This window comes from Nitrobacter sp. TKz-YC02, assembly GCF_049852135.1.
In the GTDB taxonomy this organism is placed as follows: domain Bacteria; phylum Pseudomonadota; class Alphaproteobacteria; order Rhizobiales; family Xanthobacteraceae; genus Nitrobacter; species Nitrobacter vulgaris.
On the sequence record NZ_CP180728.1, the window covers coordinates 2,205,374 to 2,231,427 of the forward strand.

27 protein-coding genes are annotated in these 26,054 nt (G+C 61.2%); 12 read left to right on the forward strand and 15 right to left on the reverse strand.

Annotation, left to right across the window (positions count from 1 at the left end; all coding sequences use genetic code 11):
- Window positions 1-182 precede the first annotated feature (182 nt).
- The 5 genes from ACM561_RS10445 (at window position 183) to purF (ending at window position 6,825) form a co-directional block, all read left to right on the forward strand.
- Window positions 183-1,673 (forward strand): replicative DNA helicase, encoded by a 1,491-nt coding sequence (locus tag ACM561_RS10445; protein WP_425904906.1) that lies wholly within the window; start codon window positions 183-185, stop codon window positions 1,671-1,673.
- A gap of 123 nt (window positions 1,674-1,796) precedes the next feature.
- Window positions 1,797-2,984 carry an alanine racemase gene (gene alr / locus ACM561_RS10450; RefSeq protein WP_425904908.1) on the forward strand — a complete coding sequence of 396 codons (1,188 nt, stop codon included), beginning with the start codon at window positions 1,797-1,799 and terminating at the stop codon, window positions 2,982-2,984.
- Between the two features lie 19 nt (window positions 2,985-3,003).
- Complete coding sequence (gene radA / locus ACM561_RS10455; protein WP_425904910.1) at window positions 3,004-4,455, forward strand: DNA repair protein RadA; 1,452 nt, start codon at window positions 3,004-3,006, stop codon at window positions 4,453-4,455.
- Window positions 4,456-4,622: 167 nt separating this feature from the next.
- Window positions 4,623-5,252, forward strand: a complete 630-nt coding sequence (locus tag ACM561_RS10460; protein WP_079447101.1) for a CvpA family protein — start codon at window positions 4,623-4,625, stop codon at window positions 5,250-5,252.
- A gap of 58 nt (window positions 5,253-5,310) precedes the next feature.
- Window positions 5,311-6,825 (forward strand): amidophosphoribosyltransferase, encoded by a 1,515-nt coding sequence (purF, locus tag ACM561_RS10465; RefSeq protein ID WP_425904912.1) that lies wholly within the window; start codon window positions 5,311-5,313, stop codon window positions 6,823-6,825.
- A gap of 10 nt (window positions 6,826-6,835) precedes the next feature.
- Here purF and ACM561_RS10470 read toward each other — a convergent pair whose 3' ends face one another.
- On the reverse strand, window positions 6,836-7,459 hold the full coding sequence (locus ACM561_RS10470) for a class I SAM-dependent DNA methyltransferase (RefSeq protein WP_425904913.1): 624 nt from the start codon (window positions 7,457-7,459) through the stop codon (window positions 6,836-6,838).
- Between the two features lie 165 nt (window positions 7,460-7,624).
- Here ACM561_RS10470 and ACM561_RS10475 point away from each other — a divergent pair, with 165 nt between their 5' ends.
- Both ACM561_RS10475 and ACM561_RS10480 read left to right on the forward strand, forming a co-directional pair.
- Window positions 7,625-8,368, forward strand: a complete 744-nt coding sequence (locus ACM561_RS10475) for an SDR family NAD(P)-dependent oxidoreductase (RefSeq protein ID WP_425904915.1) — start codon at window positions 7,625-7,627, stop codon at window positions 8,366-8,368.
- Window positions 8,369-8,599: 231 nt separating this feature from the next.
- Complete coding sequence (locus ACM561_RS10480) at window positions 8,600-8,767, forward strand: hypothetical protein (protein ID WP_425904916.1); 168 nt, start codon at window positions 8,600-8,602, stop codon at window positions 8,765-8,767.
- Window positions 8,768-8,818: 51 nt separating this feature from the next.
- Here ACM561_RS10480 and der read toward each other — a convergent pair whose 3' ends face one another.
- From der to ACM561_RS10510, 6 genes are all read right to left on the reverse strand, one after another.
- Entirely contained in the window at window positions 8,819-10,201 is a 1,383-nt protein-coding gene (der, locus tag ACM561_RS10485) for a ribosome biogenesis GTPase Der (RefSeq protein ID WP_425904917.1), read from the reverse strand.
- Window positions 10,202-10,266: 65 nt separating this feature from the next.
- Window positions 10,267-10,785, reverse strand: a complete 519-nt coding sequence (locus tag ACM561_RS10490) for a hypothetical protein (RefSeq protein ID WP_425904918.1) — start codon at window positions 10,783-10,785, stop codon at window positions 10,267-10,269.
- A gap of 38 nt (window positions 10,786-10,823) precedes the next feature.
- Window positions 10,824-11,477, reverse strand: a complete 654-nt coding sequence (locus ACM561_RS10495) for a tetratricopeptide repeat protein (protein ID WP_425904920.1) — start codon at window positions 11,475-11,477, stop codon at window positions 10,824-10,826.
- A 404-nt stretch (window positions 11,478-11,881) separates the two neighbouring features.
- A complete protein-coding gene (locus ACM561_RS10500; protein WP_425904922.1) occupies window positions 11,882-13,696 on the reverse strand; it encodes a di-heme-cytochrome C peroxidase in 1,815 nt (604 codons plus the stop codon).
- A 175-nt stretch (window positions 13,697-13,871) separates the two neighbouring features.
- Entirely contained in the window at window positions 13,872-14,696 is an 825-nt protein-coding gene (panB, locus tag ACM561_RS10505; RefSeq protein WP_425904924.1) for a 3-methyl-2-oxobutanoate hydroxymethyltransferase, read from the reverse strand.
- Between the two features lies 1 nt (window position 14,697).
- Window positions 14,698-15,282, reverse strand: a complete 585-nt coding sequence (locus tag ACM561_RS10510) for an NnrU family protein (protein ID WP_425904925.1) — start codon at window positions 15,280-15,282, stop codon at window positions 14,698-14,700.
- Window positions 15,283-15,455: 173 nt separating this feature from the next.
- On the opposite strand from ACM561_RS10510, the gene ACM561_RS10515 reads away from it, so the two are divergent.
- Window positions 15,456-15,758: a hypothetical protein gene (locus tag ACM561_RS10515; RefSeq protein ID WP_425904926.1), complete on the forward strand. Its 303-nt coding sequence runs from the start codon at window positions 15,456-15,458 to the stop codon at window positions 15,756-15,758.
- Between the two features lie 53 nt (window positions 15,759-15,811).
- On the opposite strand, the gene ACM561_RS10520 is transcribed toward ACM561_RS10515, so the two are convergent.
- Window positions 15,812-17,431, reverse strand: coding sequence for a peptide chain release factor 3 (locus ACM561_RS10520; protein ID WP_425904928.1), 1,620 nt, complete (start codon window positions 17,429-17,431; stop codon window positions 15,812-15,814).
- A gap of 179 nt (window positions 17,432-17,610) precedes the next feature.
- Here ACM561_RS10520 and sugE point away from each other — a divergent pair, with 179 nt between their 5' ends.
- Window positions 17,611-17,925 (forward strand): quaternary ammonium compound efflux SMR transporter SugE, encoded by a 315-nt coding sequence (sugE, locus tag ACM561_RS10525; protein WP_079447111.1) that lies wholly within the window; start codon window positions 17,611-17,613, stop codon window positions 17,923-17,925.
- Here the strand turns inward: sugE and ACM561_RS10530 are convergent.
- The 3 genes from ACM561_RS10530 to ACM561_RS10540 form a co-directional block, all read right to left on the reverse strand.
- Window positions 17,918-18,919 carry an anion permease gene (locus ACM561_RS10530; RefSeq protein WP_425904930.1) on the reverse strand — a complete coding sequence of 334 codons (1,002 nt, stop codon included), beginning with the start codon at window positions 18,917-18,919 and terminating at the stop codon, window positions 17,918-17,920. The two genes, sugE and ACM561_RS10530, sit on opposite strands and share 8 nt — an antisense overlap.
- Before the next feature lie 14 nt (window positions 18,920-18,933).
- Window positions 18,934-19,578 (reverse strand): DUF47 domain-containing protein, encoded by a 645-nt coding sequence (locus ACM561_RS10535; protein WP_079447189.1) that lies wholly within the window; start codon window positions 19,576-19,578, stop codon window positions 18,934-18,936.
- Between the two features lie 288 nt (window positions 19,579-19,866).
- A complete protein-coding gene (locus ACM561_RS10540) occupies window positions 19,867-20,229 on the reverse strand; it encodes an ArsC family reductase (RefSeq protein ID WP_079447113.1) in 363 nt (120 codons plus the stop codon).
- Between the two features lie 30 nt (window positions 20,230-20,259).
- On the opposite strand from ACM561_RS10540, the gene ACM561_RS10545 reads away from it, so the two are divergent.
- From ACM561_RS10545 to ACM561_RS10555, 3 genes are all read left to right on the forward strand, one after another.
- The gene (locus ACM561_RS10545) at window positions 20,260-20,724 is read left to right on the forward strand and encodes a copper uptake system-associated protein (RefSeq protein ID WP_425904932.1); all 465 of its coding nucleotides are present in this window, start codon (window positions 20,260-20,262) and stop codon (window positions 20,722-20,724) included.
- Between the two features lie 140 nt (window positions 20,725-20,864).
- Window positions 20,865-22,907 carry a threonine--tRNA ligase gene (gene thrS, locus ACM561_RS10550; RefSeq protein ID WP_425904934.1) on the forward strand — a complete coding sequence of 681 codons (2,043 nt, stop codon included), beginning with the start codon at window positions 20,865-20,867 and terminating at the stop codon, window positions 22,905-22,907.
- Window positions 22,908-23,052: 145 nt separating this feature from the next.
- Entirely contained in the window at window positions 23,053-23,616 is a 564-nt protein-coding gene (locus ACM561_RS10555) for a nitroreductase family protein (RefSeq protein ID WP_425904935.1), read from the forward strand.
- Window positions 23,617-23,655: 39 nt separating this feature from the next.
- On the opposite strand, the gene ACM561_RS10560 is transcribed toward ACM561_RS10555, so the two are convergent.
- From ACM561_RS10560 to exbD, 4 genes are all read right to left on the reverse strand, one after another.
- Window positions 23,656-24,096: a hypothetical protein gene (locus ACM561_RS10560; RefSeq protein ID WP_425904937.1), complete on the reverse strand. Its 441-nt coding sequence runs from the start codon at window positions 24,094-24,096 to the stop codon at window positions 23,656-23,658.
- Between the two features lie 104 nt (window positions 24,097-24,200).
- Window positions 24,201-24,776, reverse strand: a complete 576-nt coding sequence (locus ACM561_RS10565; protein ID WP_425904939.1) for an invasion associated locus B family protein — start codon at window positions 24,774-24,776, stop codon at window positions 24,201-24,203.
- On the reverse strand, window positions 24,773-25,570 hold the full coding sequence (locus ACM561_RS10570) for an energy transducer TonB family protein (RefSeq protein ID WP_425904941.1): 798 nt from the start codon (window positions 25,568-25,570) through the stop codon (window positions 24,773-24,775). The genes ACM561_RS10565 and ACM561_RS10570 overlap by 4 nt, the downstream gene beginning before the upstream one ends.
- A complete protein-coding gene (gene exbD, locus ACM561_RS10575) occupies window positions 25,567-26,049 on the reverse strand; it encodes a TonB system transport protein ExbD (RefSeq protein ID WP_425904942.1) in 483 nt (160 codons plus the stop codon). The genes ACM561_RS10570 and exbD overlap by 4 nt, the downstream gene beginning before the upstream one ends.
- Between the last annotated feature and the right edge of the window lie 5 nt (window positions 26,050-26,054).

Below are 26,054 nucleotides of genomic sequence, written 5' to 3' on the forward strand. Positions count from 1 at the left end.
CGAGTCGGGCGGAGATTTGTCGCAGGCGACAGTCAAGTTCGTTGCATTTTCGACTCAAGTTTCATTCAAGGTCATGTGGGAATCGGGCATAAAGGGCAAGACCTTGCTTTCGCCGTCCACTGGAGCGGCGCTTTATGCGGGGCCTGTATCCCACAAATAATCCAGGTCAGAATCTGAAAGCCATGGCTGATTCGAACATCGTGAAGCTTGCGCCTGACGCGACGACACCAGCCTATCGCACCCCGCCGCACAACATCGAAGCGGAGTGCGGCCTTCTCGGCGCCATTCTGGTCAACAACGACGCATTTTACAGGGTTTCGGATTTCCTTGAGCCGAAGCACTTCTTCCACCCGATGCATCGGACCATCTTTGAGACCGCAGGCAGCCTGATCCGCGCTGGCAAGATCGCAACGCCTGTCACGGTCAAAACGTTCGTTCCCGCTGAAACCGATATCGGCGGAATGACCGTAAGTCAGTATCTCGCCCGTCTGGCGGCGGAAGCGACCACGATCATCAACGCCCTGCATTACGGACGCACAATCTATGAGCAGGCGCTACGCCGTGACCTGATTCACATCGGCGAGGATATGGTCAACGTCGCCTACGACGCGCCGGTCGATTTCGCGCCGCGAGCACAGATTGAGGACGCCGAGCGCCGACTCTACGAGCTGGCCGAATCCGGCCGCTATGAAGGCGGCTTCCAGAAATTCTCGCAGGCGATGAAGATCGCACTCGACATGGCGGCCAACGCCTACCGCCGCGATGGAAAGCTTTCCGGCATCGCGACGGGCCTGCGCGATCTCGACTCGAAAATGGGCGGATTGCAGCAGTCCGACCTGATCATCGTGGCCGGCAGGCCGGGCATGGGCAAGACCGCGCTCGCGACCAACATCGCCTACAACATTGCCAAGAGTCATGAGTCGGAGCTTCAGCCTGACGGCACGATGAAGACCGTCAATGGCGGCATCGTGGGCTTCTTCTCCTGCGAAATGTCGGCGGAGCAACTGGCGACTCGTATTCTCGCCGAGCAGACCTGCATTCCCTCGAGCAATATTCGGCGCGGCGGCATCACTGAAAACGATTTCGAGAAGATCCGCGATCACACCATCGAGCTGGAGCACCTGCCGCTCTTCGTCGACGAAACCGGCGGCCTTTCGATTTCACAACTGACCGCGCGCGCCCGCCGTCTGAAGCGGCAGAGAGGGCTCGACGTCTTGGTGATCGACTACATCCAGCTTCTGCTGGGTAGCGGCAAGCGCAGCGACAACCGCGTGCAGGAAGTCACCGAAATCACCACCAGCCTGAAAGCGCTGGCGAAGGAGCTGAACGTTCCGATCATCGCGCTGTCGCAGCTGTCCCGTCAGGTCGAAAATCGCGACGACAAGCGCCCGCAACTCTCAGATTTGCGCGAATCCGGCTCGATCGAACAGGACGCCGATGTCGTGATGTTCGTCTATCGCGAAGAATATTACCTCCAGAACAAGGAGCCTCGGCCCGGCACACCTGAACATGAGAAATGGCAACTCGAGATGCATCTGGTGCACGGCAAAGCCGAAGTCATCATCGGCAAGCAGCGCCATGGGCCGACCGGCACCGTCGAACTACAGTTCGAAGGCCAGTTCACCCGCTTCAGTGATCTCGCGCATGACGGTCACCTGCCCGAACGCATCTAGCGTCGGTTCCGACAATCGCCTCACGATGCGGCGCGCTACAATATGAACAGGCTCGATTTACAGTCTTTCCAAGCATACGACTCGCGCTGTTGAACCGCCGCACAGCCGAGCGTACCATGCGGCATGAATCTCATGCCCGATTCCAAAATGACCTCCAGCAGCGTGCCCGCCGATGCCGGCGCGGCTATTGCGACGGCTGCGGCGATCGGCACCCTCACCGTCGATCTGGACGCCATAGTCGCCAACTGGCGCAAGCTCGAAAAGACCGCGGTGCCCGCCGAATGTGCGGGGGTGGTCAAGGCCGACGCTTACGGCTGTGGAGCCCGACCCGTGGTGCGCGCGCTGAGCGCCGCCGGATGCAAAACGTTTTTCGTTGCCACGCTCGATGAGGCGCGCGTGGTGCGTGCCGCCGCGGCCGGGGCCGACATCTATGTGCTGGACGGCTTCTTTCAGAATTGCGGTGACGCTTTCGCGACAATCAATTGCCGCCCCGTGATCGGCGATCTCAACGAACTTGCGGAATGGGACGTGTTTTGCCGCCGTACCGGCTGGGCGGGCGGCGCGGCCATCCACATCGACACCGGCATGAACCGCCTCGGTCTCACCATCGATGAAGCGCAAGGCATCCTTCCAAGGATCGACGCTGGCGATCATGGTATCACGCTGGTGATGAGTCATCTGGCGTGCGCGGAAAGCCTCCATCATCCTCTCAATGCCAGTCAGGTCGCGGCGTTTCGGGAGACCGCTAGGCTGTTTTCCGGCGTTCCGTCTTCGCTGGCGAACTCGTCTGGTATTTTTCTCGGGCCACAATATCAATTTGACTTGGTTCGTCCGGGCGCCGCGCTCTACGGCGTCAACCCCACGCCGGAAGCCACCAATCCGATGCAGCCGGTGGTCGAGTTGAAGGCACGGATCTTGCAAACCCGCTCTATCGACAAAGGCGAAAGCGTCGGCTACGGCGCGACGTGGACCGCGCGGCGGCCGACGCGGCTTGCCGTTGTCTCGGCGGGATACGCCGACGGATATTTCCGTGCCGGCGGCAGCAGTGACGGTACGCGCGGGGCCGACGTCGTTATCGCCGGAACGCGATGCCCGGTGGCAGGCCGGATTTCCATGGACCTGTTGGCGGTCGACATCACCGACCTGCCGTCTCACGCGGGAGTGCGGCGCGGCCATCTGGCGACGCTCATTGGCGAAGGCATCACCGTGAACGAACTTGCGCATCATTTCGGCACCATCGGTTACGAGGTGCTGACCAGCCTGGGCGGCCGCTACAACCGAATCTACAAGGGCGGCCCAGCCGAGTCGTGAACCTGGCGTCGATCACAGAATGCCCAAATCCGCCCTCTCCTTCGTCTGCCAGAACTGCGGCGCGGCGTATAATCGCTGGCAGGGCAAGTGCGACGCTTGCGGCGAGTGGAATACGCTGGCCGAGGAGGACATAACCGGCGCGACGACTATGCCGGTCAGCATCCGCTCCAAGCGCAAGGGCCGATTGTTCACACTGGAAACGCTGACGGGCCAGACGCAGGATGCGCCGCGCCTTTCCTCCGGCATGACTGAGCTCGATCGCGTGACCGGCGGCGGGTTTGTCCGCGGCTCGGTTCTGCTGGTCGGCGGCGACCCGGGGATCGGCAAATCGACTTTACTCACGCAAGCGACGAGCCTGCTGGCGCGCGCCGGCCATCGCGCCGTCTATATCTCCGGTGAGGAAGCGGTCGCGCAGGTGCGATTGCGCGCCGAACGCCTTGGGCTTGCCGACGCACCGGTGCAACTGGCAGCGGAAACCTCTGTTGAGGATATCGTCGCCACGCTGTCCGAAGGTACGGTGCCGCGCCTCGTGGTGATCGACTCGATCCAGACCATGTGGACCGACACGGTGGAATCTGCGCCGGGAACCGTAACCCAGGTGCGCACTTCGGCGCAGGCCCTCATTCGTTTCGCAAAAAAGTCCGGGGCGGCGCTGATTCTGGTGGGCCACGTCACCAAGGACGGCCAGATCGCTGGCCCCCGCGTGGTCGAGCACATGGTCGACGCCGTGCTGTCGTTCGAAGGTGAAGGCTCTCAACAATTCCGTATTCTGCGAGCGGTGAAGAACCGGTTCGGCCCCACCGACGAGATCGGCGTCTTCGAGATGACAGGACTCGGCTTGCGCGAGGTCTCCAATCCGTCCGAACTGTTCCTGTCGGAACGTGATCTCGGTAGTCCGGGCACGGCGGTCTTCGCGGGCATCGAGGGCACCAGGCCGGTGCTGGTGGAACTACAGGCATTGGTGGCGCCGACCTCGCTCGGCACACCGCGACGCGCCGTCGTCGGTTGGGATTCGAGCCGGCTGTCCATGGTGCTGGCGGTTCTCGAAGCTCACTGCGGGGTCAAGCTCTCGGGTCACGACGTTTATTTCAATGTGGCGGGTGGTCTGCGGATCAACGAGCCGGCCGCCGATCTTGCTGCGGCTGCGGCGCTCGTGTCTTCGCTGACAAACGCCCAACTCCCGACCGACGCGGTCTATTTCGGCGAGATTTCGCTGTCTGGCGCGGTCAGACCGGTGGCCCAAACCTCGGCACGACTGAAAGAAGCCGCCAAGCTCGGATTCGGACGTGCCGTGCTGCCGGAATCGACCCGTGGAGACGTCGGCGGCGATGCTGGCCTGTCGCTCAATACCGTCGCCGGATTGACGACGCTGGTGGCGGATATCGCAGCGCGCGGACAAAGCCGCTCCGGCAAGGCCACCGATCCGGAGAAAAATGCCACACCTGCCCGATTCCGTCGTCAGGACGGCTAAAGCGGCGTGACCTCGCGACCGCCCGCCGCTATACATTCGGCGGCCGCAAGGCCAATGACAGTTTTGTGAGAAATCGTCTCTGCTGGACGCGCTGTATGATCGTCTGCGGGACCAGCAATAACCAACGATTCGTGGTTTGAGATTTTACGAGCGGACCTGACCAGCCGATGCCGATAACCATCCTCGACCTCGTACTGCTAGCCGTAATGCTGATTTCGGGGCTGCTGGCGATGATACGCGGCTTCATGCGCGAAATCCTGTCGATTGCCTCTTGGGGCATAGCCGCGCTGGCGACCCTTTACTCGTTCCAGAAGCTCCTGCCGTTCGCCAAGAATTATATTAATAACGATACGATCGCGGCTGCCGCCGTCATCGGCGGCGTTTTCATCGGCACCTTGATCGTGATTTCCCTCATCACGACACGCATTTCCGACATGGTCCTCGATTCCAGGATCGGCGCGCTCGACCGCACCCTTGGTTTCCTGTTCGGACTGGCGCGGGGTCTGTTGATCGTCGTCGTTGCCTTCCTGTTTTTCACCTGGCTGGTTCCGGACAAGCAGCGGCCCGATTGGGTCACGGCGGCAAAATCGCTCACGGTGCTCAATTCCACTGGCGTCTGGCTACAGTCGCTCTTGCCGGACGATCCCGAGAACACCATTTTAAACAAGCTCAAGAAGAATAAGCCCGAAGAGGAGCAGCCGGATGCGGAACCTGCGTCACCGGGTTCCGAGGGCTATTCCAAACCTGCCCGAGACGGCCTGCAAAAGCTGATCGACGGCAAACCGGCGGAACAGTAGTTAGAACGCGGACTTGACGTTCACGACTTATTCAGGTCCGACCGAATAGTGAGGCGCAATGGACTGTCAGCAGAGCCTATCCAGCGACGCGTCCTCGCACGATCCCGAACCTGATTTCGATCTTGACGGCGACATGCTCCGTGAGGAATGCGGCGTGTTCGGCATCTTCGGCCATCCAGAAGCCGCAGCGATCACTGCGCTTGGCCTTCACGCACTCCAGCATCGCGGCCAGGAAGCGGCCGGCATCGTGACCTTCGATGGCCACCGCTTTCACTCTGAACGCCGGCTCGGACTTGTCGGTGACGCCTTCTCCCGCCGCGAGGTAATCGAACGTCTCCCCGGCAGCGCCGCTGTCGGCCACACCCGCTACTCCACCACCGGGGGCACCATCCTGCGGAATGTGCAACCGCTGTTCGCCGAACTCAACGCAGGCGGATTCGCCGTTGCCCACAACGGTAACCTCACCAACGGACTGACGCTGCGTCGCGAATTGGTAGGCCGCGGCGCGTTGATGCAATCGACCACCGACACCGAGGCCATCCTTCATCTGGTTGCGCAGTCAAGGCGCGGCCGCTTCATCGAGCGCTATATCGAAGCGCTTCGGGCTCTCGAGGGTGCCTATGCGCTGGTGTCGCTGACTAACAAGAAGCTGGTCGGAACGCGTGATCCGCGGGGCATCCGTCCGCTCGTGCTCGGCGAACTCGACGGTTGTCCGATCCTTACCTCGGAAACCTGTGCGCTCGATATCATCGGCGCAAAGTATGTCCGTGACATCGAACCCGGCGAAGTCATCGTGTTCCATCGTGTCGATGGCACCGTCCAGACCGAAATCCACAAGCCCTTTCCGCCGATGCCGCCAAGGCCGTGCATCTTCGAATACATCTATTTTTCACGGCCCGATTCGATCGTCGAAGGCCGTTCGGTCTACGAAGTTCGCAAGGCGTTCGGGGCACAACTGGCCCGTGAGAGTCACGCCGAGGTCGATGTCGTGGTACCGGTGCCCGATTCCGGCGTGCCTGCCGCCCTTGGCTACAGCCAGTTTTCCGGGGTGCCGTACGAACTCGGGATCATCAGAAACCATTATGTCGGCCGCACGTTTATCCAGCCGGCCCAAAGCGTCCGCGAACTTGGCGTCCGGATGAAGCATTCCGCCAACCGCGCCGCGATCGCCGGCAAACGCATCATCCTGATCGACGACTCGCTGGTGCGCGGCACGACTTCAAGAAAGATCGTTCGCATGATGCGCGATGCCGGAGCCACGGAGGTGCACTTCCGCCTGGCCTCGCCGCCGATCATCCATCCCGATTACTACGGCATCGACCTGCCTGACCGGAGCGGACTATTGGCCGCGACCCACAGCCTTGAGCAGATGCGTGACATGATCGGCGCGGATTCGCTTGCCTTCCTCTCCATCGACGGCATGTACCGCGCCATGGGCGAACCCGGACGCGATCCGGCGAACCCGAAATATTCCGATCACTGCTTTACTGGCGCCTATCCGACCAACCTTACCGACCATACTGACGTGGAACCGCAACCCCATCAGTTGTCGCTGCTCGCGGAAGCGAGCTGACCGGATCGAGCTAGCAAGCGCCGGCACCGCTCCCATCTGATCGTGCCAACCATATGGTGTGGCCACCGCATGCTGCATCTTCGGCAACGTGGTCGACGACATCGAATCCGTTAGCCTGCAGCACAGTCCGATATTCGTGGGGATCAAGACTCGCGTGGTACAGCGCCTCCCCCTGATACGTTCCGATCGCTTCGCCCGCACGCGGGCCGCTGGTGAACATTAGCGCGCATCCTTCCGCAGCATGCGCGGCAAAGATTGCAAACATCGCCCGCTGATCGGCCTGTGTGAGATGGAAAAAGCTGTCCCACGCGAGAATGCCGCTAAACCGGCGGCGGAGGGCGAGACTCCGCATGTCGGCAACCACCCACGATTGCGTCGGGAAGCGCTCCCGGCAAATTGCGATCATCGTTTCTGCCGAATCGATGCCGGTGATGTTGTGCCCGGCCTCGATGAGCGCGCGAGCGATCGGCTCACCCGATCCGCAACCTACATCCAGAATGGCCACTCCGGCGCCCGCGACCGCACGAAATCGGTCAAGCCAACCTCGTTCGAACAGGCTCCTGCCGCGCTCTCGATCGAAGGCACGTGCGTGCCGTTCGTAGAGGTCGACAATCCGTTCCGAGGACACATCCATCGACAAACCTTCGGCCTAGAACCACCCGACCATGAAGGCCGCCGCGTTACTGTAACCGTCGGCGGCCGGCATCGGTCGCCATTGCCCTTTGGCTTCGCCAGATAATTCAGGCATAAGACACAGAAAACTCGAGCTCTTCCAATCCTAGCATAAAAGCATCCGTCCATGACACAACCGCTCGCCTCCCGCATAGCGCTCGTCAGCGGCGCCTCGCGCGGCATCGGCTATGCCACCGCACGCGCGCTTGCCAAAGCCGGCGCGCATGTCATTGCGGTTGCGCGCACGCAAGGCGGGCTCGAAGAACTCGACGACGACATCCGCAAGGACGGCGGCAACGCGACACTGGTGCCGCTCAATCTCACCGACTTCGATGGAATCGCACGGCTCGGCGCGGCCCTGAACGAGCGTCACGGCAAACTCGATATCCTCGTCGGCAATGCGGGCATCGCCGGTCCATCCTCCCCGCTCGGCCACATCGAAATGAAGCCATGGCAGGACGTGATGGCGATCAACGTCACCGCGAATTTTCAATTGATCCGCTGCATGGAACCGTTGCTGCAGCAATCGGATGCCGGACGCGCAGTATTCGTTACCGCCAGCGCTGCTGGCGAGGCCAACGCCTATCGCGGCCCCTATGCAGCCTCGAAGGCGGCGCTGGACACGCTGGTGCGATGCTGGGCAAACGAGACCGCCTCGACTCCGCTCCGCGTCAACCTGTTCGATCCGGGACCGATCCGGACCCGGATGCGCGCCACAGTGTTCCCCGGCGAGGACCCCATGACGCTGGACACGCCGGAACAGGTTGCGGATCTCATTATACCGATGTGCCTTCCCTCCTGGAACGAGACCGGAAAACTCTACGACTACGCCAGCCACGAGGTTATGAGCTTCGGCTCGCCGCCGGCCTAGAGCCGTTCCGCTTCAGATGGGAATCAGAAGCGGAGCTCCATGATTTTGATTTAACGCGTTGCTTCCCGCGAACCGGCTTGCACTTCGCTCAAAATCGCTATAGGCGCACCGACGATTGGCCGCCATCGGTCGCGTTCCGCCAGCGCCGGCGTATTGAATCATTTGGGACGGCCGCCTCACAAATGACTGGAAGTACGCGATGGATGGTGTCGGGCGGGTCAGGAGCTGTCGATGCAAGCCGTTGTCGAGCGCGTGATACGCGCGTTTACCCTCAAGAACTCGCCGTCCGACGAAAAGGCCGACGGCGATTGCCGGACTCCGGCCGGGTTGGCCGCCGACTTGTTGGAGAATTACAGAGCGCATCTTCTGCAGCGTGCACAGCCTCCTTGCAGCCGCTGACGGCGTCCTGTTTCTGGCAATTCTGATCGACAAATCGATTAGCGGTGCGCGCTATGACTTGCGCTTGCGCTTATGCGCGAACGGATTAGCTTTTTCGCGAAGCGTGACGCGGATCGGCGTGCCGGGGAGATCGAAAAAGCCGCGCAGGCTGTTGACGAGATAGCGCAGATAGAATTCCGGAACCGCGTCCGCCCGCGAACAGAATACAATGAAACTCGGCGGCCGCGCCTTGGCCTGGGTTGCATAGTTGAGTTTCAATCGCCGACCCGAAACCGCTGGCGGCGGGTTGGCATCGACCGCCTGCTCGAACCAGCGATTGAGCGCCGCGGTCGGCACACGACGATTCCAGACGGCGTAGGCGCTTTGAATCGCCGTCATCAGGCCGTCGATCCCGTCGCCCGTCAGGCCGGAGACCGCGACAATCGGCGCGCCCTTGACCTGCGGCAGCCAGTGATCTGCATCGGTGCGCAGCGACGCGATCCGGCCTGATCCCCGATCCATCAGATCCCATTTGTTGACGGCAATCACCAGGGCGCGGCCTTCACGTTCAATCAGGTCGGCGATGCGGAGATCCTGCTCCTCGAATTTGTTCTGCACATCCATCATCAGCACGACGACTTCGGCGAACCTGACGGCGCGCAACGTATCCGCCACCGACAGTTTCTCGAGCTTCTCCTCGATCCGCGACCTGCGCCGCAACCCGGCGGTGTCGAAGATACGAAAATCGCGCCCCTTCCAGTCCAGTTCGACCGAAATGGAATCCCGCGTGGTGCCGGCTTCGGAGCTGGTCAGCAGCCGCTCTTCCCCAAGCAGATAATTGATCAGTGTCGATTTGCCGGCATTGGGGCGCCCGACAATCGCCACGCGGATCGGCCGCTGCGAGATATCGTCGGACTCGATGATGTCGTCATCGTCGAATTCCTCGGCTTCTTCGGCTGGCTCCGGCATAACGGCACGCAGCGCGTCATACAGATCGCTCATTCCCTCGCCGTGCTCGGCGGACACCCCGATCGGATCGCCAAGGCCCAGCGCATAGGATTCCAGAGCACCGGCGTCCCCGTGCCTGCCCTCGCTCTTGTTGGCGACGAGCACAACCGGCTTGTTGGCGCGGCGCGCGAAATCGGCGAACGAACGATCGGTCGGCGTGAGTCCCGCACGCGCATCGAATACGAACATGAGGGCATCGGCAGCTGCAATCGCAGCTTCGGTCTGCTCCTGCATTCGCGCCGTCAGCGAGCCGCGCGGACCTTCATCGAGACCAGCGGTGTCGATCACCGTGAAATCGAGGTCGCCGAGCCGAGCCTGTCCTTCGCGGCGATCACGCGTCACGCCTGGCTCGTCATCAACCAGCGCCAGCTTCTGCCCGACCAGACGGTTGAACAGGGTCGACTTGCCGACATTGGGTCGGCCTATGATGGCAATGGTGAAGGGCATCGACGCTCCGCGCCCGTTCCGGGCGGCGTCTCAATACCAGTGTTTCAGCAGCGCCGATACCGCTGTCAGCGCGAGAAGCTGCCGCTGGGCATCGGTGCCGGGAATGGCGACGCTGCCGGCTCGGTCTGTTGTGCGACAGGCGGCGGCGGCGCAGCCTGCTGCGTCGACGGAGAGTCTTCCTTTGGCAGGGACGTGGCCCGCCGATGAACGAGACGCTTGGGCTTGCTTGGCGCGGCGGCGGCAGTGCCGGCATCAGCGGCGGCGGCCTCAGCGCCACCGGACGAGCCGTTTGCTGCGCCCTGTTGTCGCGCCCGCCCCGATTCCGGCGCCGGTGTCGTGGCAGGCTGAGCTTGCTGAAGCTCGCCGTCGCTCTTGTAAAGATCCTTCGGCACGCCTTGCTCGATGCCCGGAACGCCACCCGGGAAAACCGGCTGGCGGTTACCCTGCATCTTCTTCTTCGTATCGAGGAAGCCGAGCAAATCGGACGGATCCCAATTGTTCAGGCCGCCACTACCGCAACCAGCCAGCACGCCGCACAGCGAAATCAGAACAGCGAAAGTCAATAGACGTTGCGAGCGGCGCATCGACGGTTCTCGTTCAAGCTTGAGTTCGACAAACCTGCTCAGCTCTTCGCAACCGGCGGCAGCAAAGCTTGCAGGGCTTCGGCGCGGTTGCGCAGGCTGGACGGCGTCTGGCCGTCCTCGCTGATCATGTCGAGCCACTTCCTTGCAGCCGTGGTGTCGTCGTTGCGCCAAGCGGATAACGCCAAAAGCTCGCGCGCGGTATGGCGAAAGGTCGCCTCGGGCGCAGTCGTCGGCTCGAGCCGCTGCAGCATGTTGTTGTAGGTTTCGGTGTCCACCAGCAATCCGGCGGCGCGCACCCGCGAAAGATCACGCTCGGCGCTGCTGAACCCGCTGTCGGCGGCAATCGCATCATAAAGTTTCACCGCTGCATTGACGTTATGCTTGGCGGCTTCAGCAGCGGCGCGAAGCCGCGACAGATTACGATATCCGGGCGGTGCGGCCTCCGCCAGTTTGGTGAAAGCCGCTTCCGCTTCGGCATGCTTGTTTTGATCGGCCAGCGCAGCCGCCGCTTCAAAGGTCGAACTGGCCTCGGCGGCCTTCTGGGTCTGGAGATATTGGTATCCACGCCAACCGCCGACAGCGGCAATCACGAGAATGATGGCGGCAATGATTAGCGCCGAATAGCGGCTCCAAATTCTCTGAACCTGCTCGCGACGCAGTTCATCGTCAATTTCACTAAATATCTCAGTCACTTACTACTATCCCCGCTTCCCCAAACCACAGCGCCGCGCCGCGCGCGCCCCCACCAATAGCGACCGCGATATCGTAGCGATATGGCACCGACAAGGCAAAAGCGAGTCCGATCGGCTAAAGCAATTCCGGTCTTGAACTATCCGAGCCGGAATGGCTTTAATTTTTGTCTTGACGCGTTTTCTTCACGCGAACAGGCATCCCCTTCGCACGAAAACGCTCTAACCCGCCGATGTAACGCAAGCTTTCAGGTCAACTTCCTGATCTTCTGTCCCGAATCCGAAGGAGCGTAGTGGCAACTTCGGCTTCGGAACAGCAGGGACACCCGATTATCAAACGAGCGATCCGTTGCACAGGTGGAAACGGTTACGAGCTTGCGCTGGCCAATAGCAAAGCAGGCCAGCCGTCAAAGCGTTTTCAGATATTCGAGAAGAGCTTTCTTGTCAGCATCCGGCAGGCTCGTCCCAAATTCGTGACCGCAACGGCTGTTGCCTGAGTTCAGATCGTCGCAACCGGTTGTTTCGCGAACATTGCCGGCCTGGGCCTGATTTGAAGAAATGCCAATGTTATTCACGTCATAGTCGGGACCGATCGCAAAACGCTGCTGCCGTTGGCTTGCAGGCTTGAGCAACTCGGCAAGACTCGCGACCGAGCCATTGTGCAGGTACGGAGCGGCCGCCCATATGCCGTAGAGAACTCGCGATTCATAGGCGCCCTTCGGGGGCGTTGGGGTTGCAGCGTCCGTTTTCGAGCTTGAGCTTCCAGCATCCATGTCGAGTCGAAGACGGGTTTCAGGAGTTGCAGCGGCGTCGGGAAACCTGAATGCACCCGGCAAGTCCTGCAAGACTGTTGGGAGTCGAGTGGCATCGACGGGCTCGGACGCGCCCTGCGTGACCTCGGGCTTGGCAGAAACACCAAGGGCTCGTGGTGGGGTGCCTTTCGAAAAGCTCAGGACGTGCTCTCCGATCGTGCCGATCACCGAGGTCGAAAGGATGTTGAATGCGAGGTCGGTTTCTTTCAGAGGCTTGGTCGCGAACGGAATGTAAGCACCATTCAGGACTCCCGATTTGGCCGTCCATCCCAGGATATCGTATTCACGCGTGTCCGTCCCGACGTTCTGAATTGGCGTCGCCCAGGTCTGCTGAAATGGAAAACGCTCCGTGCCGGCTTTTTGGCCATGGCATTCCTGGCAGCCGCCGTCAGCCGCCGACCGTTCAAAGATCGTTTTGCCCTTGGCCGCCAGCGCGGTGTCGACGGACCATGGCCATTTCGGCGGCCCGATTTTCTTTGCCAGATCCTCAAGCTTTTGCAGCCCGTCAAAATTCACCGAATTATTGTTCAGGAAGTCGATAAACAGGCCATCGTGCGTCGGCTGAAAGTTGCCGAACACGCCCATCACTTCGCCAACATTCCGAGCCAGCCCGAGGATATCGCTCCCGTTATCGGCGAATCCCGGCCACTGCGTCTTGTCCTGTTTGGGCGCGTTCCAGAGAAAAGGATAACGTACCGGCGCATCGGCTCTGTGAATGTTTTCGGGGATCAAAAATGTCGGCTCCGGGCCGATGCCCAACCCCGTCACGCGATTGAAGATCATGCCGACTGCATCGAGGCGCCCCAATCCCCAGGCGGGGTTCGGAAGAGATCGATCAATGATGGTGTGGTATCGCACGTACCAAGCATCGACGTCGCTCCGCAGCGCAGCGACTTTATTGCTATCGGGCTTGGCCGTCTGGAGGACAGACGCTGCAAATGCATTGAACGCGGCATCGTCGGACGTTGCCCGCGCCATCGCCTTATCGAGATCGCTTAAGAACGTTTGGAAATCGACGAGCGCCGGCCCGCCATCGATACGATACTGCCGTTCTGCGACCTTGATCTGGCGGGTGTGACAGGCGGAGCACGTCATCCCGACAACCTTCGCGCCCGTCGGGCCTGATGCATAAAAACCGACAGGAAGTTCCTGCGAAGCATCGAGCGCCGGCAAGTATCCGTATCGTGTCAGCCCGCCGGAAAGAAAGGGAGCCCCGTCAGATTGCTTGAGCGCCTTGAGCCACGCCAACGGAATGAGGCGCGAACCTTGATCGCGCGTGTAGAAATCGGTGCGGCTGGGCATATCCCAAGCTGAGCCTTGGTCAACGAATACCGGACCAGACTCGTCGGCAAAGGATGAGGTGGCGAGAGGAAAATTCAGGAGGACGAGGGCCAGAATAAGGGTTCGCATCTGTGCTCCGAACGCACAGCCATTTAGGGCTGTCATGTTGTTGTTGACACACCGCAAACGAGCGGTGGGCGTTACTTCGCACGGATAGCGTGTTCTCGCAATAGTTGATACAACAATAAAATTCTAGTCAAGCGATCATAAAGTTGATGGGGAGTTCGAACCGGACCATGGCGATCTAGCTCTTCGGCTTCATCGCATAAACGTGCTCGGGGCCGGGAAAGGCGCGGCTGCGCACGTCGCGTGCATAGCCTTCGATCGCGGCCTCGATCATTGGGCCGAGTTCGCCATAACGCCGGACAAATTTCGGCGCTCGCGGCGACAAGCCGAGCATATCCTCCAACACCAGCACCTGGCCGTCGCAGGCGGGACTGGCGCCGATGCCGATCGTCGGGATCGCCACCGTTTCCGTGATCTTGCGCGCCAACGGCTCCGCCACCGCTTCGATCACCATGGAGAACGCGCCCGCCTCCGCCACGGCACGCGCATCGTCCTCGATCGGCTGCCACGTTCCTTCTTCGCGTCCCTGCGCACGAAACGAGCCGAGCGTGTTGATCGATTGCGGCGTCAGGCCGACATGCCCCATCACAGGAACACCGCGCGCGGTGAGAAACGCGATGGTTTCCGCCATCTTCACGCCGCCTTCGAGCTTCACCGCGCCGCAAAGCGTCTCCTTGAGAAGGCGCGCGGCGGAATGAAACGCCTGCTCCTTGGAAGCCTCATAGGAACCGAACGGCATGTCTACCACGACCAATGCTTGTTGCGACCCGCGCATCACCGCGCGGCCCTGCAAGATCATCATGTCGAGCGTGACCGGCACGGTGGTCTCGAAACCGTGCATCACATTGCCCAAACTGTCACCGACCAGAATGATGTCGCAATGACGATCGACCAGTGCAGCGGTATGAGCATGATACGAGGTCAGCATCACGATCGGATCGCCGTTCTTGCGAGCCCGAATGTCGGGTGCTGTCCTGCGCCTGATGGTCGACTGGACCGACATCTCAGGCTCCGAAGACGGGAACGCCGACAACATGCGGATGGAAGAGAACGCCGAGCGCGAAATAGACTACGGTGCCGACGACGACCGCGATCACGTCGTTGCGAACCCCGCCGACCGGAATCTGCAAGCCGCTGGGATCAGTGCGGTGCTTGAGTGAAATGCGGTCGATAACCGCCCACGCCAGGATCGATCCGAACAGGATCATCGAGCCGAGATCACCGTTGGAGAGCAGATGCGCCGTCGCCCACAACTTGATCCCTGCTAGCATCGGATGCTTCAGCTTTGCATAGATGCGACCACGGATATAGGACGCGACCACAAGAATGATGGAGGGCAGGATCAGCGCTTCGGCGATGTGCTTCATCACGCGCGGCGGATGCCAGACGTCGATCCAGCCGGTGGCGCGATAGTCCAAAAATCCCCAGAGGGTCAGCGCGACACCAACCGCTGATATGAGCGAAAACCCGATCTTGTATGGTCCTTCGCCATAGGACGAGATCAAGCGTGCGCGAAACTCGCGTCGTGTCGCGGCGAGATGCACGCCGAGGGACAGAACAAGGCCAGCAATCATCACGAGTAGTCCCATCGTATCCTCCTATGAGCACTGGTCTCGATTAACATTTTCGAGGAGTTTCAGGCAACACGGCGCAAGAACAGAGGCAAACACGTTTTTGTCGCAACAACACCTAGCAATCACCTAAAAAAAACGAAGAACGCCAGCACACGATCGCCGCTCCACCAAACCAGATGGAGCTTTCAATGAACGTCAGACTTCTCGTCGCCGCCGCCGCTATCACAGCCTTTGGAGTTGCCGGGGTTGCCGGTGCCCAGGCCCAGCAGCTCTCACCCCAGGGTCAAGTACAGCAGAACGACAGCATCCGTGGCAGCGCAGGAGCGTCCGGATCCGCGCATACCCAGAAGGTTCATCCGAAAGGATCGGCAAAGGGTACGGTCGGCGCGGCGCCAGGGCGCAGCGGGGTCGATGCTGGCGCCTCCGGCTCGGTAGATGCACCGCCGGCGAACGTCAACGGTAGCGCCCGCACTGGCGGCTCGATGCGCTAACTCCACTTTTCGGGAAACGGCCGGTCCCGCACCGGCCGTTTTTCGTTGCGGGATTAGGCCGACTTCTTCACATCCTTGACGCTGGAAAAGACGATACCTTCGGCGCGCTCTCGTGTGTAGCCAAGATAGAATTCGTTCTTGGCCAGAAATACCGGGTCGCCGTCGACGTCATCGGCAACGCCGGAGCCGTTAGCGGCGATGAAGGAATCGAGCTTCTTGCGATCGTCAGATGAGATCCAGCGCGCAAGCTGAAATTCGCAGATTTCGAAATCCACCGGCAGCGAATACTCGGCATCGAGCCGGGCTTTCAGCACATCGAGCTGCAACATCCCGACAACGCCGACGAGAGCAGGTGCGCCGTCGCGCGGACGGAAAACCTGCACAACGCCCTCCTCCGACATCTGCTGCAGGGCCTCCTTCAGCTTTTTTGCCTTCATCGCATCGGTCAGCCGCACGCGGCGGACGATTTCCGGCGCGAACGACGGCACACCTACAAAGGTGACATCCTCACCTTCGGTCAGGGTATCGCCGATCCGCAACGTACCATGATTGGGAATGCCGACCACGTCGCCTGCGAAAGCCTCATCCGCAATGGCGCGATCCTGCGCAAAGAAGAACTGCGGCGACGACAGCGGCATCGGCTTGCCGGTGCGCACCAGCTTCGCCTTCATGCCGCGCGTGAGCTTGCCAGAACATAGACGCGCAAAGGCGATGCGGTCGCGATGATTGGGATCCATGTTCGCTTGAATCTTAAACACGAAGGCGGTCATGCGCGGCTCATCGGCCTCGACCTTGCGCAGGTTGGACTCCTGCGCGCGCGGAGGGGGCGCGAATTTTCCGAGTCCTTCCAGAAGATCACCGACGCCGAAATTGCGCAGCGCCGAGCCAAAATACACCGGGGTTAGGTGCCCCTCGCGAAATGCCTCAAGCTCGAACGGCTTGCAGGCTTCGGTTGCCAGCGCCAGTTCATCCCTGACCTCATCGACATTCAGATTGGCATTGCGCGCCGCGAGATCGGCGATGTCGATCCGTTCGGCCGCGCCGGTCTTGGCGCCGCTGCCCTCGAGCAGGCGGATGCCGCCGGTCGCGATATCGTAGGTGCCGAGAAAATCGCGGCCGCGTCCGACCGGCCATGTCATCGGAGTGGTGTCGAGCGCCAAAGTCTTTTCAATCTCGTCCAGCAAGTCGAAGGTATCGCGGCTCTCCCGATCCATCTTGTTGATGAAAGTGATGATCGGGATATCGCGGAGACGGCAGACCTCGAACAACTTTCGGGTACGCGCTTCGATGCCCTTTGCCGCATCGATCACCATGACGGCCGAATCCACCGCGGTCAGTGTGCGATAGGTGTCCTCGGAAAAGTCCTCGTGGCCAGGCGTGTCCAGCAGATTGAATACCCGGCCATCGAACTCGAACGTCATCACGGAAGTGACCACCGAGATTCCACGGTCACGCTCGATCTTCATCCAGTCGGAACGGGTATTGCGTCGCTCCCCTTTTGCTTTCACTTGTCCGGCGAGATTGATGGCGCCGCCGAACAGCAGAAGCTTTTCCGTTAGCGTCGTCTTGCCGGCGTCCGGATGCGAGATGATCGCGAAAGTGCGCCGGCGCGCGACTTCGACCGCCAATGGCGAGCGCGGAGCCGTGTCAGTCTGCAAAGCGAGGTCGGACATCAGCGAGCGTGTGGCAGGGAAAATCGGCCGGATCAAGAGGTTTCCATCCCGCACCTCAAGCGCCGCCGGGAGCTTGCCGGGTGCTCCCGCCTGCCCCATATCAAGGCTGGGGAAGGACGACCTTCCATCTCATACGACAACCGCGGGGACGGCCCTGCCTCATGATTTGGGAGGGCCCTATGGCTTGGTTTTTGTTGCTCGCCGCCGGATTGATGGAAGTTGGCTGGGCGATCGGCCTTAAATACACTGAAGGATTCACGCGGCTGATGCCGTCGGTGCTGACATTGACGGCCATGGCGATCAGCATGGCGTTGCTCGGACTGGCGCTCAAAACGCTTCCGATCGGTACCGCCTACGCGGTCTGGACCGGCATCGGCGCGGTCGGAACCGCAATTCTCGGCATCGTGCTATTCGGTGATCCGGCGACGATGGCGCGGCTCGCCTGCATCGGCCTCATCGTTGCCGGAATCGCCGGGCTAAAGCTCGTTACTTGACGAACGCCACCGCCCAATAGGCCAGCGCGGCGACGATCGCTGATGCGGGAATTGTGATGACCCACGCATAGACGATGGAACTGGCGACGTTCCAGCGTACCGCGGACAACCGCCGCGCCGCGCCGACGCCGACGATGGAGCCGGTGATGGTGTGGGTCGTCGACACCGGAACGCCGAGAAACGTCGCCATGAATAGTGTGGCCGCGCCGCCGGTCTCCGCGCAAAAGCCCTGCATCGGCGTCAGCTTGGTGATACGAAGACCCATTGTCCGCACGATCCGCCAGCCCCCCATGAGGGTCCCCAGCGCCATTGCGGCCTGACAGGATAGCACCACCCAGAACGGCACGCTGAATTCGCTGCCGAGATAACCTTGCGAAAACAGCAGCACGGCAATGATGCCCATGGTCTTCTGCGCGTCATTCCCACCGTGCCCCAACGAATAAAGCGAAGCGGAAAAAAACTGAAAAATGCGAAATGCGCGATCGACCGCGAAGGGCGTCGAGCGCACCGATAGCCACGAGACGATGGCGACCAGCACCAACGCAAGCAGAAAACCAACTAGCGGCGACAATACGATCGCAAGCAACGTCTTCGACAATCCGCTCCAGACCGCCGCCGAAAGGCCGGCTTTGGCGATGCCGCCGCCGACCAGACCACCGATCAGGGCGTGCGAGCTGCTTGACGGAATCCCGAGTCCCCAGGTGACCACGTTCCAGACAATGGCGCCAACCAGCGCAGCGAAGATCACCTGCGCGTCAATCACATTCGGATCTATAATGCCGGTGCCGATGGTATTTGCGACATGCAGGCCGAATACCATGAAGGCGATGAAGTTGAAGAAGGCTGCCCAAAACACCGCGTATTGCGGTCGCAGCACTCGGGTGGAGACGATGGTCGCGATCGAATTCGCGGCGTCGTGCAGTCCGTTCAGGAAATCGAACAGAAGCGCGACGGCGATCAGGCCGACAAGGACCGGAAGACCAATGGCGTCCACGGCGCAGCCCTGCCCTATACCTGCTCGATGACGATGCTGCTGATCTCGTTGGCTACGTCATCGAAGCGGTCGGCGACCTTCTCCAGGTGATCGTAGATTTCGACACCGACAATGAAGTCCATGGCATTGGCGTTGCGGTGTTTCAGGAAAAGCTCCTTCAGGCCGATATCGTGCAGATCATCGACACGGCCTTCCAGCTTGCCCAGCTCCTCGGTGATTGCCATCAGCATCGCGACGTTGTTGCTGATCGACTCCAGTAACGGTAGCGCGCGATGGACCAGATTGGCGCATTCTACGATCAGCGTACCTATCTCGCGCATCGGTGGCTCGAAGCTGAGCACCTCGAACAGCACCACGGCCTTCGCGGTCTGCTGCATCTGATCGATGGCGTCGTCCATCGAAGTGATCAGGTTTTTAATGTCGACTCGATCGAATGGCGTGATGAAGGTGCGCCGAACCGCCGTCAGCACCTCTCGCGTGATGCCGTCCGCATCGTTTTCAAGCTGGCTGACCCGCTGGCAAAAAACCGGCGTTTCTTCACCACCCTTCAGCATTCCCTGAAGCGCAGCTGCCCCCTGCACAACTGTCTGCGAATGACGGGCAAATAAGTCGAAAAAGCGCTCCTCTTTCGGCAGAAAGGACCGGAACAAACGCAGCATCGCAACATCCACTTTGCAGACAAGAACCGGGCCGCCAGTCCGGATCGCAGGGATGTCATAAACCATTTCCGGCAAAGGTGGGCAATCGGCATCGCAACCGCCGGGATCATCCACCGGTTTATGGGCCTCCTGCCCCGGATGATTGATCCACAACGATCGCTTGAAATCATGAGCAATTTCGCTCACCACACCGCGGCGGAGGACCAACGCGCAGACGACGAAAATCGCGACTGGATCACCGTTACCCATTCACGCCGGCGACGTGAAAAAATTAGCGAAGCAGTGCTTTCACTTCGCCTTCGGCAATCGAAGCTCCTTTTCATAGACCTCAGGCTTGAAGCCGACGAGCAGCTTGCCGCCAGCCTCCAGCACAGGTCGTTTGATCATCGAGGGCTGTTCAATCATGAGTGCCAATGCGCGGGCTTCCGTCAATCCCGCCTTCTCCACATCCGGCAATTTGCGAAACGTGGTGCCGGCGCGGTTGAGCAATGTTTCCCAGCCGAGCTTTGCGACCCATCTTTTGAGCCGGGCATCATCGATGCCAGCCGTCTTGTAGTCATGAAAGTTGTAGCCGATGCCATGATCGTCGAGCCATGCGCGCGCCTTCTTCATGGTGTCGCAGTTCTTGATGCCGTAGATGGTGTTGGTCAACGCAAGGCGCTCCGGAGATTTATGAAGCGGATGTATAAGGAGATTTCGGTGCTGACGAAACTACTTGCCGCACTCATCTTACTCTGGAGCCTCGCCGGATCGGCGATCGCGGGGCCGGACGAGGACGCTGTGCGCGATCTGCTCCATTCGACCTTTGACAAGCCTGAAGCAAAGCTGGATGTCGCGCCTGTGGTCGCCCTGGCGGGCTATGCGATTGCGGGCTGGACGCAGGGCGAGACCGGCGGGCGCGCGCTCCTCCGTAACAAGCACGGACGCTGGACCATAGTCCTCTGCGCGGGAGACGAAATCAGGAGCGCCGACGCCTTGCGGCATGCGGGCATTGCCCCTGACGTCGCAAACGCACTCGCCCAAGCGCTCGCGAAAGCCGAGCAAACGGTTCCGGCCGACCGACTTGCAATGTTTGCCCGGTTTGAGGGGCTGCTGCGGATGGACGAGGCGGGCAACCACCCTCCGGCTCATGATCGGGCGCACTGATCAACGGTAAAAGGACAAAGCTTTCGCCTCGGGATTTGGCGGCGGCGGCTTTCACCGGTTGCATGCCGCAAATCGGCTGCTATACCGCAGCATCCCGCTTACCTGCGCTCGTTCGCAGGAGTGAGCCACAGGAGAGACTGATGTCCGACAAACAAGACCCCTCGTCGGGATTCCGGTATGGCCTCGCCAATTTGAAGCCCGCCTCGCCCACCGACAATGTCGTTCTCACCTTCCCCGACGGTGCGGAACGTGAGTTTCCCAGAAACATCACCGGCCTGGAAATCGCCAAAGGAATCTCGCCATCGCTGGCGAAGCGAACGGTGGCAATGGCGCTCGACGGCGTCGTCAGCGATCTTGCCGATCCGATCGAACAGGATGCAAAGATCGAATTTATCAGCCGCGACGACCCTCGCGCGCTGGAACTAATCCGTCATGACGCCGCGCATGTGCTAGCGGAAGCCGTGCAAACACTTTGGCCGGGCACGCAGGTCACCATCGGCCCCGTGATCGAGAACGGATTCTATTACGACTTCTTCCGCAACGAGCCGTTCTCGGTCGAAGATTTCGCCGCAATCGAGAAAAAAATGCGCGAGATCATCGCGCGCGACAAGCCTTTCACCAAGGACGTCTGGGATCGCGAAAAGACCAAGCAGGTATTCCGCGACAAGGGCGAGGCCTTCAAGGTCGAACTGGTCGACGCCATCCCCGGCAACGAGCCGATCAAGATCTACTACCAGGGCGACTGGTTCGATCTCTGTCGCGGCCCGCACATGACCTCCACCGGCAAGATCGGCAACGCTTTTAAGTTGATGAAGGTGGCGGGCGCGTACTGGCGCGGCGACAGCAACAATCCCATGCTGACGCGCATCTACGGCACGGCGTTTGCCAAGCAGGAAGACCTCGATGCCTACCTGAAGCAGATCGAGGAAGCCGAAAAGCGAGACCACCGAAAGCTCGGCCGCGAACTCGACCTGTTCCACTTTCAAGAGGAAGGTCCGGGCGTGGTGTTCTGGCACGCCAAGGGCTGGACCATCTTCCAGGCCGTAATCGCCTATATGCGCCGCCGCCTCACCGGCGACTACGACGAGGTCAATGCGCCGCAGATGCTCGATAAGTCACTGTGGGAGACCTCGGGCCACTGGGAATGGTATCGCGAGAACATGTTCGCGGCGCAGTCGGCCGGCGACGAGGCCGAGGACAAGCGCTGGTTCACGATCAAGCCGATGAACTGTCCGGGCCACGTGCAACTCTTCAAGCACGGGCTCAAAAGCTACCGCGACCTGCCGCTGCGGCTCGCCGAGTTCGGCGTGGTCCATCGCTACGAGCCGTCGGGCGCCATGCACGGCCTGATGCGCGTGCGCGGCTTCACGCAGGACGACGCGCACATCTTCTGCACCGAGCAGCAGCTCGCCGACGAGTGCCTCAAGATCAACGAACTGATCCTTTCGACCTATGCCGATTTCGGTTTCGACGGCGATCTGACGGTGAAGCTCTCGACACGCCCCGAGAAGCGGGTGGGCTCGGACGCGGCGTGGGATCACGCCGAAGCGGTGATGGCGGATGTACTCAAGCGCATCGCCGCATCAAACAACCGGGTCAAGACTGAGACCAATCCCGGCGAAGGCGCATTCTACGGACCGAAGTTCGAATACGTGCTGCGCGACGCCATCGGTCGCGACTGGCAATGCGGCACAACGCAAGTGGACTTCAATCTGCCAGAGCGGTTCGGCGCCTTCTACATTGACGCTGATGGCGGCAAGAAGGCACCCGTGATGGTGCATCGCGCGATCTGCGGATCGATCGAGCGCTTCATCGGCATCTTGATCGAGCACTTTTCCGGTCACTTTCCGCTCTGGCTCTCGCCGGTGCAGGCGGTCGTCACCACCATTACTTCGGATGGTGACGAGTATGCCAGGGAAGTCGCAGCCGCAGCGCGGCGTGCGGGACTTCGTGTCGAAATCGATCTACGCAACGAGAAGATCAACTACAAAGTGCGGGAGCACTCGCTAGCGAAAATTCCTGCTTTGCTCGTGGTCGGCAAGAAGGAAGCTGAGACCAAATCGGTTTCCATTCGTCGTCTCGGTAGCGATGGGCAGAAGGTGATGCCAACCGATGAAGCCATTGCCGCGCTTGTGGAGGAAGCCATGCCGCCGGACATCCAACATAGCAAGATACCGCAGTAGCTGCGGGCTTCGAAAAAGAGACGTATCAGTTGCATGCCAGCAAGCTTTGCCAAGGAACACGCGCCCGCCCGCAAATAGACCGATCACAATCGCGTCCCCCCTTGCGCGAGCCAAGCGGGCGGCAGCAAGTTCAACGAGAGCACTTATGTCCGATATCATCGAATTCCTACGCACCCGCCGCTCGGTCAAGCCACGCGACATGAGCGGGCCCTGCCCCTCGGCTGAGGAGATCGATACCATCCTCACCATCGGCGCACGCGTACCTGATCACGGCAAGATCACGCCGTGGCGATTCATCGTGTTCGAAGGCGACGCACGCGCCCGCGCCGGCGACGTCATCGCCCGTGTCTACGCGAGCAAGAATCCGTCGGCACCGCAGGAGGAAGTCGAAATCGAAAAGCGCCAGTTGATGGAAGCGCCCCTGGTGATCGGTGTGGTGAGTTGCATAAAGCAACACCCCAGTGTGCCGTCATGGGAGCAGGTGTTGTCGGCAGGGGCCAGCGCCATGAATATCGTCACGGCCGTCACCGCGCTCGGCTACGGAGCGAACTGGCTGACTGGCTGGTTCGCCTACGATCGCGACGTGCTCGACGGGCTCGGGTTAAAGTCGGACGAAAGATTCGCGGGCTTCATTCATATCGGCACGCCGACCAAGCCCAACAAGGACAGGCCTCGTCCAGCCCTGTCAGCTATCGTCACCCGATTCTAGCGGTTCGAGCATTCGCATCTCGTGACGGGCGCCGGCCGATCACACCGTTTCCGATCTTTTGAGTGTCTTGCCTCGTTCTTCGAGCCAGAGCACGATCTGGTTTGCGGTGACAGATCCGACTCCTGGCTCGGACAGCAATTCCTCCCACGTGTAGGCGGTTGCGATCACGTCGAGATGGCGGCTGCGTTTGGCGACGGTCCTGCCGCCGAGCGGGGCGTGGTGGCCATGAAGCAACGCCTCCACGGCCCGACGCGGAAGATTACGGCGCGGAGCTTTCTCGCTCGGCTTCGGGCAGAACGCCCGCACGTCGTGCTCCTCGATATCGAGCTGCGCGGCGATGCGGCGATGATCCATACCGAGCGTGCGCAGGATCGCCACCTCGTCGCGGAGCCATGAGAGGAAGCGACGCCGGTTGTAATCGCGTTGAGGCGGCGGCGAATCCTGCTGGACGGAGAGATCATCCTTAACCAGCGTCAGCATGGGCAATCTCCTGATTTGGTGGATGTTTGACTCAACTGCGTTGCAACCCTGGCCTGTCTTTTGATTGAGCATGATCTCGTCAAACCCGGTTCTCTCGACTGTCGCTATTTTGCGAGTTCTGTTGCGCGCGCCAACGCGGGACCGAAGCCGTTGAGCGAGACGTTGAAGGTGACGGCCTCATTGCTTGAGAGGTTGAGGGAGGCGACCACGAGTTTCGTGCCCTTGCGCATGGCGTCGGTGGCGGCGGCCGGGAAATTCACCGGCAACAGGCAGCCCTGCGGTACGCAGGTGGAGAAGCGCAGTCCCTTTCCGAGGTCCTTGTCGTCAAGCTTGAGCACCGCGCCGGCATCGAGATTGAGCCCGAACGGCATCAGGATGGTGCCATCGACCTTGCCGCCCACGGCAGGGTTCAGTTCGATGGCGTAGACCCGCCTGCCGGTTTCCTTGTTGCCCTGCGCTTGCGACAATAAGCATTGCTTGCGCCGCTCGATGATCCGGCAATCGACGGTCCAGTCGCCGAAGGTCTCGTTCACCGACGAGGCCCCGTTCGGCAGCGTTGCCGCTGATGTGGCCGGCTGCTGCACCGCAGGTTGCTGGGCCTGAGCCGCGGTCATCGTTGCGGTTGCGATCGCGGCGGCGAGGGTGAGCAGGCGTGTTCGTGTGAGATTTGCTGAGATCATCTACTGAACCTGATTGGAACGGCGAGTGTGATTGAACCGCCGCCGACATCGGGCGGCGGGGCGGGAACGGGACTGGCGCGACGCGGCAGCGAGGCGGCTTCTGCGTCGAGCGCGGGGTCGCCGGCCGAGCGCACCAGGCGCGCCGACAGCACGCGGCCAGAGCGGTCGATCGTGAACGCAACCGTCGCAACACCCGCCCCCGCCGCACCGGACGGGAAACGCTTGTGGCGGTTGAGATGCGCCATCAGCGCGCCGCGCCAGGAGCTCGGCGACATCGACGAGGCCATACCTTCCGCGGGCGCGGCGGCGCGATCGGCGCGCTGCGCCTGTGAACTCTGCGGTGCGGTGGTGCGCGGCGCCTTCTTCTTTTTCTTCTTCGGCTTCGGTTTCGGCGGCTCCGTCTTGGCCGGCAGCACGACCTCCGCCTTCTCCACCTTCGGCGTCGGCGGCGGCTTGAGCTCGGCCTCCTTCACTTCCGGCGGCGTCGGATCTGGCTTCTCCTCGACCGGCTTCTCCGGTTCGGGCTGCTCCTCCTCGGCCTCCTCCATCTGCGGCCCCGGCGCGATGTCCTGCTGCGGCACCTCCGGCGCCACCGCCAGCGGCGCCAGCTCCATCATGATCGCGGCCGGCGGATCGCCCGGCGTCTCGGCCTGCGCCGGCCAGTGTAACGCCAGCCAGATGCCGCCGGCGTGCGCCGCGACCACCGCAAGCCCGGCCGCGGTCCAGCGCAGCGCCGCGGCCCTGGTTACCGCGCCTTCCGGCCGCCCGTCCGGATCGTGCCAGTCGATCCTCATGGCTTGGTCGCCGCCGCTGGCGCACTGCTACCGGCGGCCACGCCACCTGCTTGCACCTGTCCGGTATCCTCCAGCCCAACCAGCGCGATCTTGAGATAGCCGGCCTCGCGCAACAGGTTCATCACCTTCATCAGCTCGTTGTAAGCCACCGTCCCGTCGGCGCGCAGAAACACCCGCTGCTCGCGGTCATTGCTGGTCTGCTGATCGAGCGTTGCCTGAAGGGTATTGCGCGGCACCTCGTCGTTGCCGAGTGCCAGCGTCAGATCCTGCTTCACCGTCAAAAATACCGGCTTGTCGGGACGCGGCTGCGGCTGTGCATTCGACACCGGCAGGTCGACCGCGACATCCACCGTCGATAAAGGCGCCGCCACCATGAAGATGATCAAAAGCACCAGCATCACGTCGATGAACGGGGTGACGTTGATTTCGCTCAGCTCGTCGATGCCGCCGTCCTGCGGGTTCTTCAGAGATACCGCCATGAGGG

Excerpts from the sequence above, each read along its gene's own strand:
- ACM561_RS10445 (WP_425904906.1), top strand. The coding sequence starts at position 183 with ATGGCTGATTCGAACATCGTGAAGCTTGCGCCTGACGCGACGACACCA.
- alr (WP_425904908.1), top strand. The coding sequence starts at position 1,797 with ATGAATCTCATGCCCGATTCCAAAATGACCTCCAGCAGCGTGCCCGCC.
- radA (WP_425904910.1), top strand. The coding sequence starts at position 3,004 with ATGCCCAAATCCGCCCTCTCCTTCGTCTGCCAGAACTGCGGCGCGGCG.
- ACM561_RS10460 (WP_079447101.1), top strand. The coding sequence starts at position 4,623 with ATGCCGATAACCATCCTCGACCTCGTACTGCTAGCCGTAATGCTGATT.
- purF (WP_425904912.1), top strand. The coding sequence starts at position 5,311 with ATGGACTGTCAGCAGAGCCTATCCAGCGACGCGTCCTCGCACGATCCC.
- ACM561_RS10470 (WP_425904913.1), bottom strand. The coding sequence starts at position 7,459 with ATGGATGTGTCCTCGGAACGGATTGTCGACCTCTACGAACGGCACGCA.
- ACM561_RS10475 (WP_425904915.1), top strand. The coding sequence starts at position 7,625 with ATGACACAACCGCTCGCCTCCCGCATAGCGCTCGTCAGCGGCGCCTCG.
- ACM561_RS10480 (WP_425904916.1), top strand. The coding sequence starts at position 8,600 with ATGCAAGCCGTTGTCGAGCGCGTGATACGCGCGTTTACCCTCAAGAAC.
- der (WP_425904917.1), bottom strand. The coding sequence starts at position 10,201 with ATGCCCTTCACCATTGCCATCATAGGCCGACCCAATGTCGGCAAGTCG.
- ACM561_RS10490 (WP_425904918.1), bottom strand. The coding sequence starts at position 10,785 with ATGCGCCGCTCGCAACGTCTATTGACTTTCGCTGTTCTGATTTCGCTG.
- ACM561_RS10500 (WP_425904922.1), bottom strand. The coding sequence starts at position 13,696 with ATGCGAACCCTTATTCTGGCCCTCGTCCTCCTGAATTTTCCTCTCGCC.
- panB (WP_425904924.1), bottom strand. The coding sequence starts at position 14,696 with ATGTCGGTCCAGTCGACCATCAGGCGCAGGACAGCACCCGACATTCGG.
- ACM561_RS10510 (WP_425904925.1), bottom strand. The coding sequence starts at position 15,282 with ATGGGACTACTCGTGATGATTGCTGGCCTTGTTCTGTCCCTCGGCGTG.
- ACM561_RS10515 (WP_425904926.1), top strand. The coding sequence starts at position 15,456 with ATGAACGTCAGACTTCTCGTCGCCGCCGCCGCTATCACAGCCTTTGGA.
- ACM561_RS10520 (WP_425904928.1), bottom strand. The coding sequence starts at position 17,431 with ATGTCCGACCTCGCTTTGCAGACTGACACGGCTCCGCGCTCGCCATTG.
- sugE (WP_079447111.1), top strand. The coding sequence starts at position 17,611 with ATGGCTTGGTTTTTGTTGCTCGCCGCCGGATTGATGGAAGTTGGCTGG.
- ACM561_RS10535 (WP_079447189.1), bottom strand. The coding sequence starts at position 19,578 with ATGCTGCGTTTGTTCCGGTCCTTTCTGCCGAAAGAGGAGCGCTTTTTC.
- ACM561_RS10545 (WP_425904932.1), top strand. The coding sequence starts at position 20,260 with ATGTATAAGGAGATTTCGGTGCTGACGAAACTACTTGCCGCACTCATC.
- thrS (WP_425904934.1), top strand. The coding sequence starts at position 20,865 with ATGTCCGACAAACAAGACCCCTCGTCGGGATTCCGGTATGGCCTCGCC.
- ACM561_RS10555 (WP_425904935.1), top strand. The coding sequence starts at position 23,053 with ATGTCCGATATCATCGAATTCCTACGCACCCGCCGCTCGGTCAAGCCA.
- ACM561_RS10560 (WP_425904937.1), bottom strand. The coding sequence starts at position 24,096 with ATGCTGACGCTGGTTAAGGATGATCTCTCCGTCCAGCAGGATTCGCCG.
- ACM561_RS10565 (WP_425904939.1), bottom strand. The coding sequence starts at position 24,776 with ATGATCTCAGCAAATCTCACACGAACACGCCTGCTCACCCTCGCCGCC.
- ACM561_RS10570 (WP_425904941.1), bottom strand. The coding sequence starts at position 25,570 with ATGAGGATCGACTGGCACGATCCGGACGGGCGGCCGGAAGGCGCGGTA.
- exbD (WP_425904942.1), bottom strand. The coding sequence starts at position 26,049 with ATGGCGGTATCTCTGAAGAACCCGCAGGACGGCGGCATCGACGAGCTG.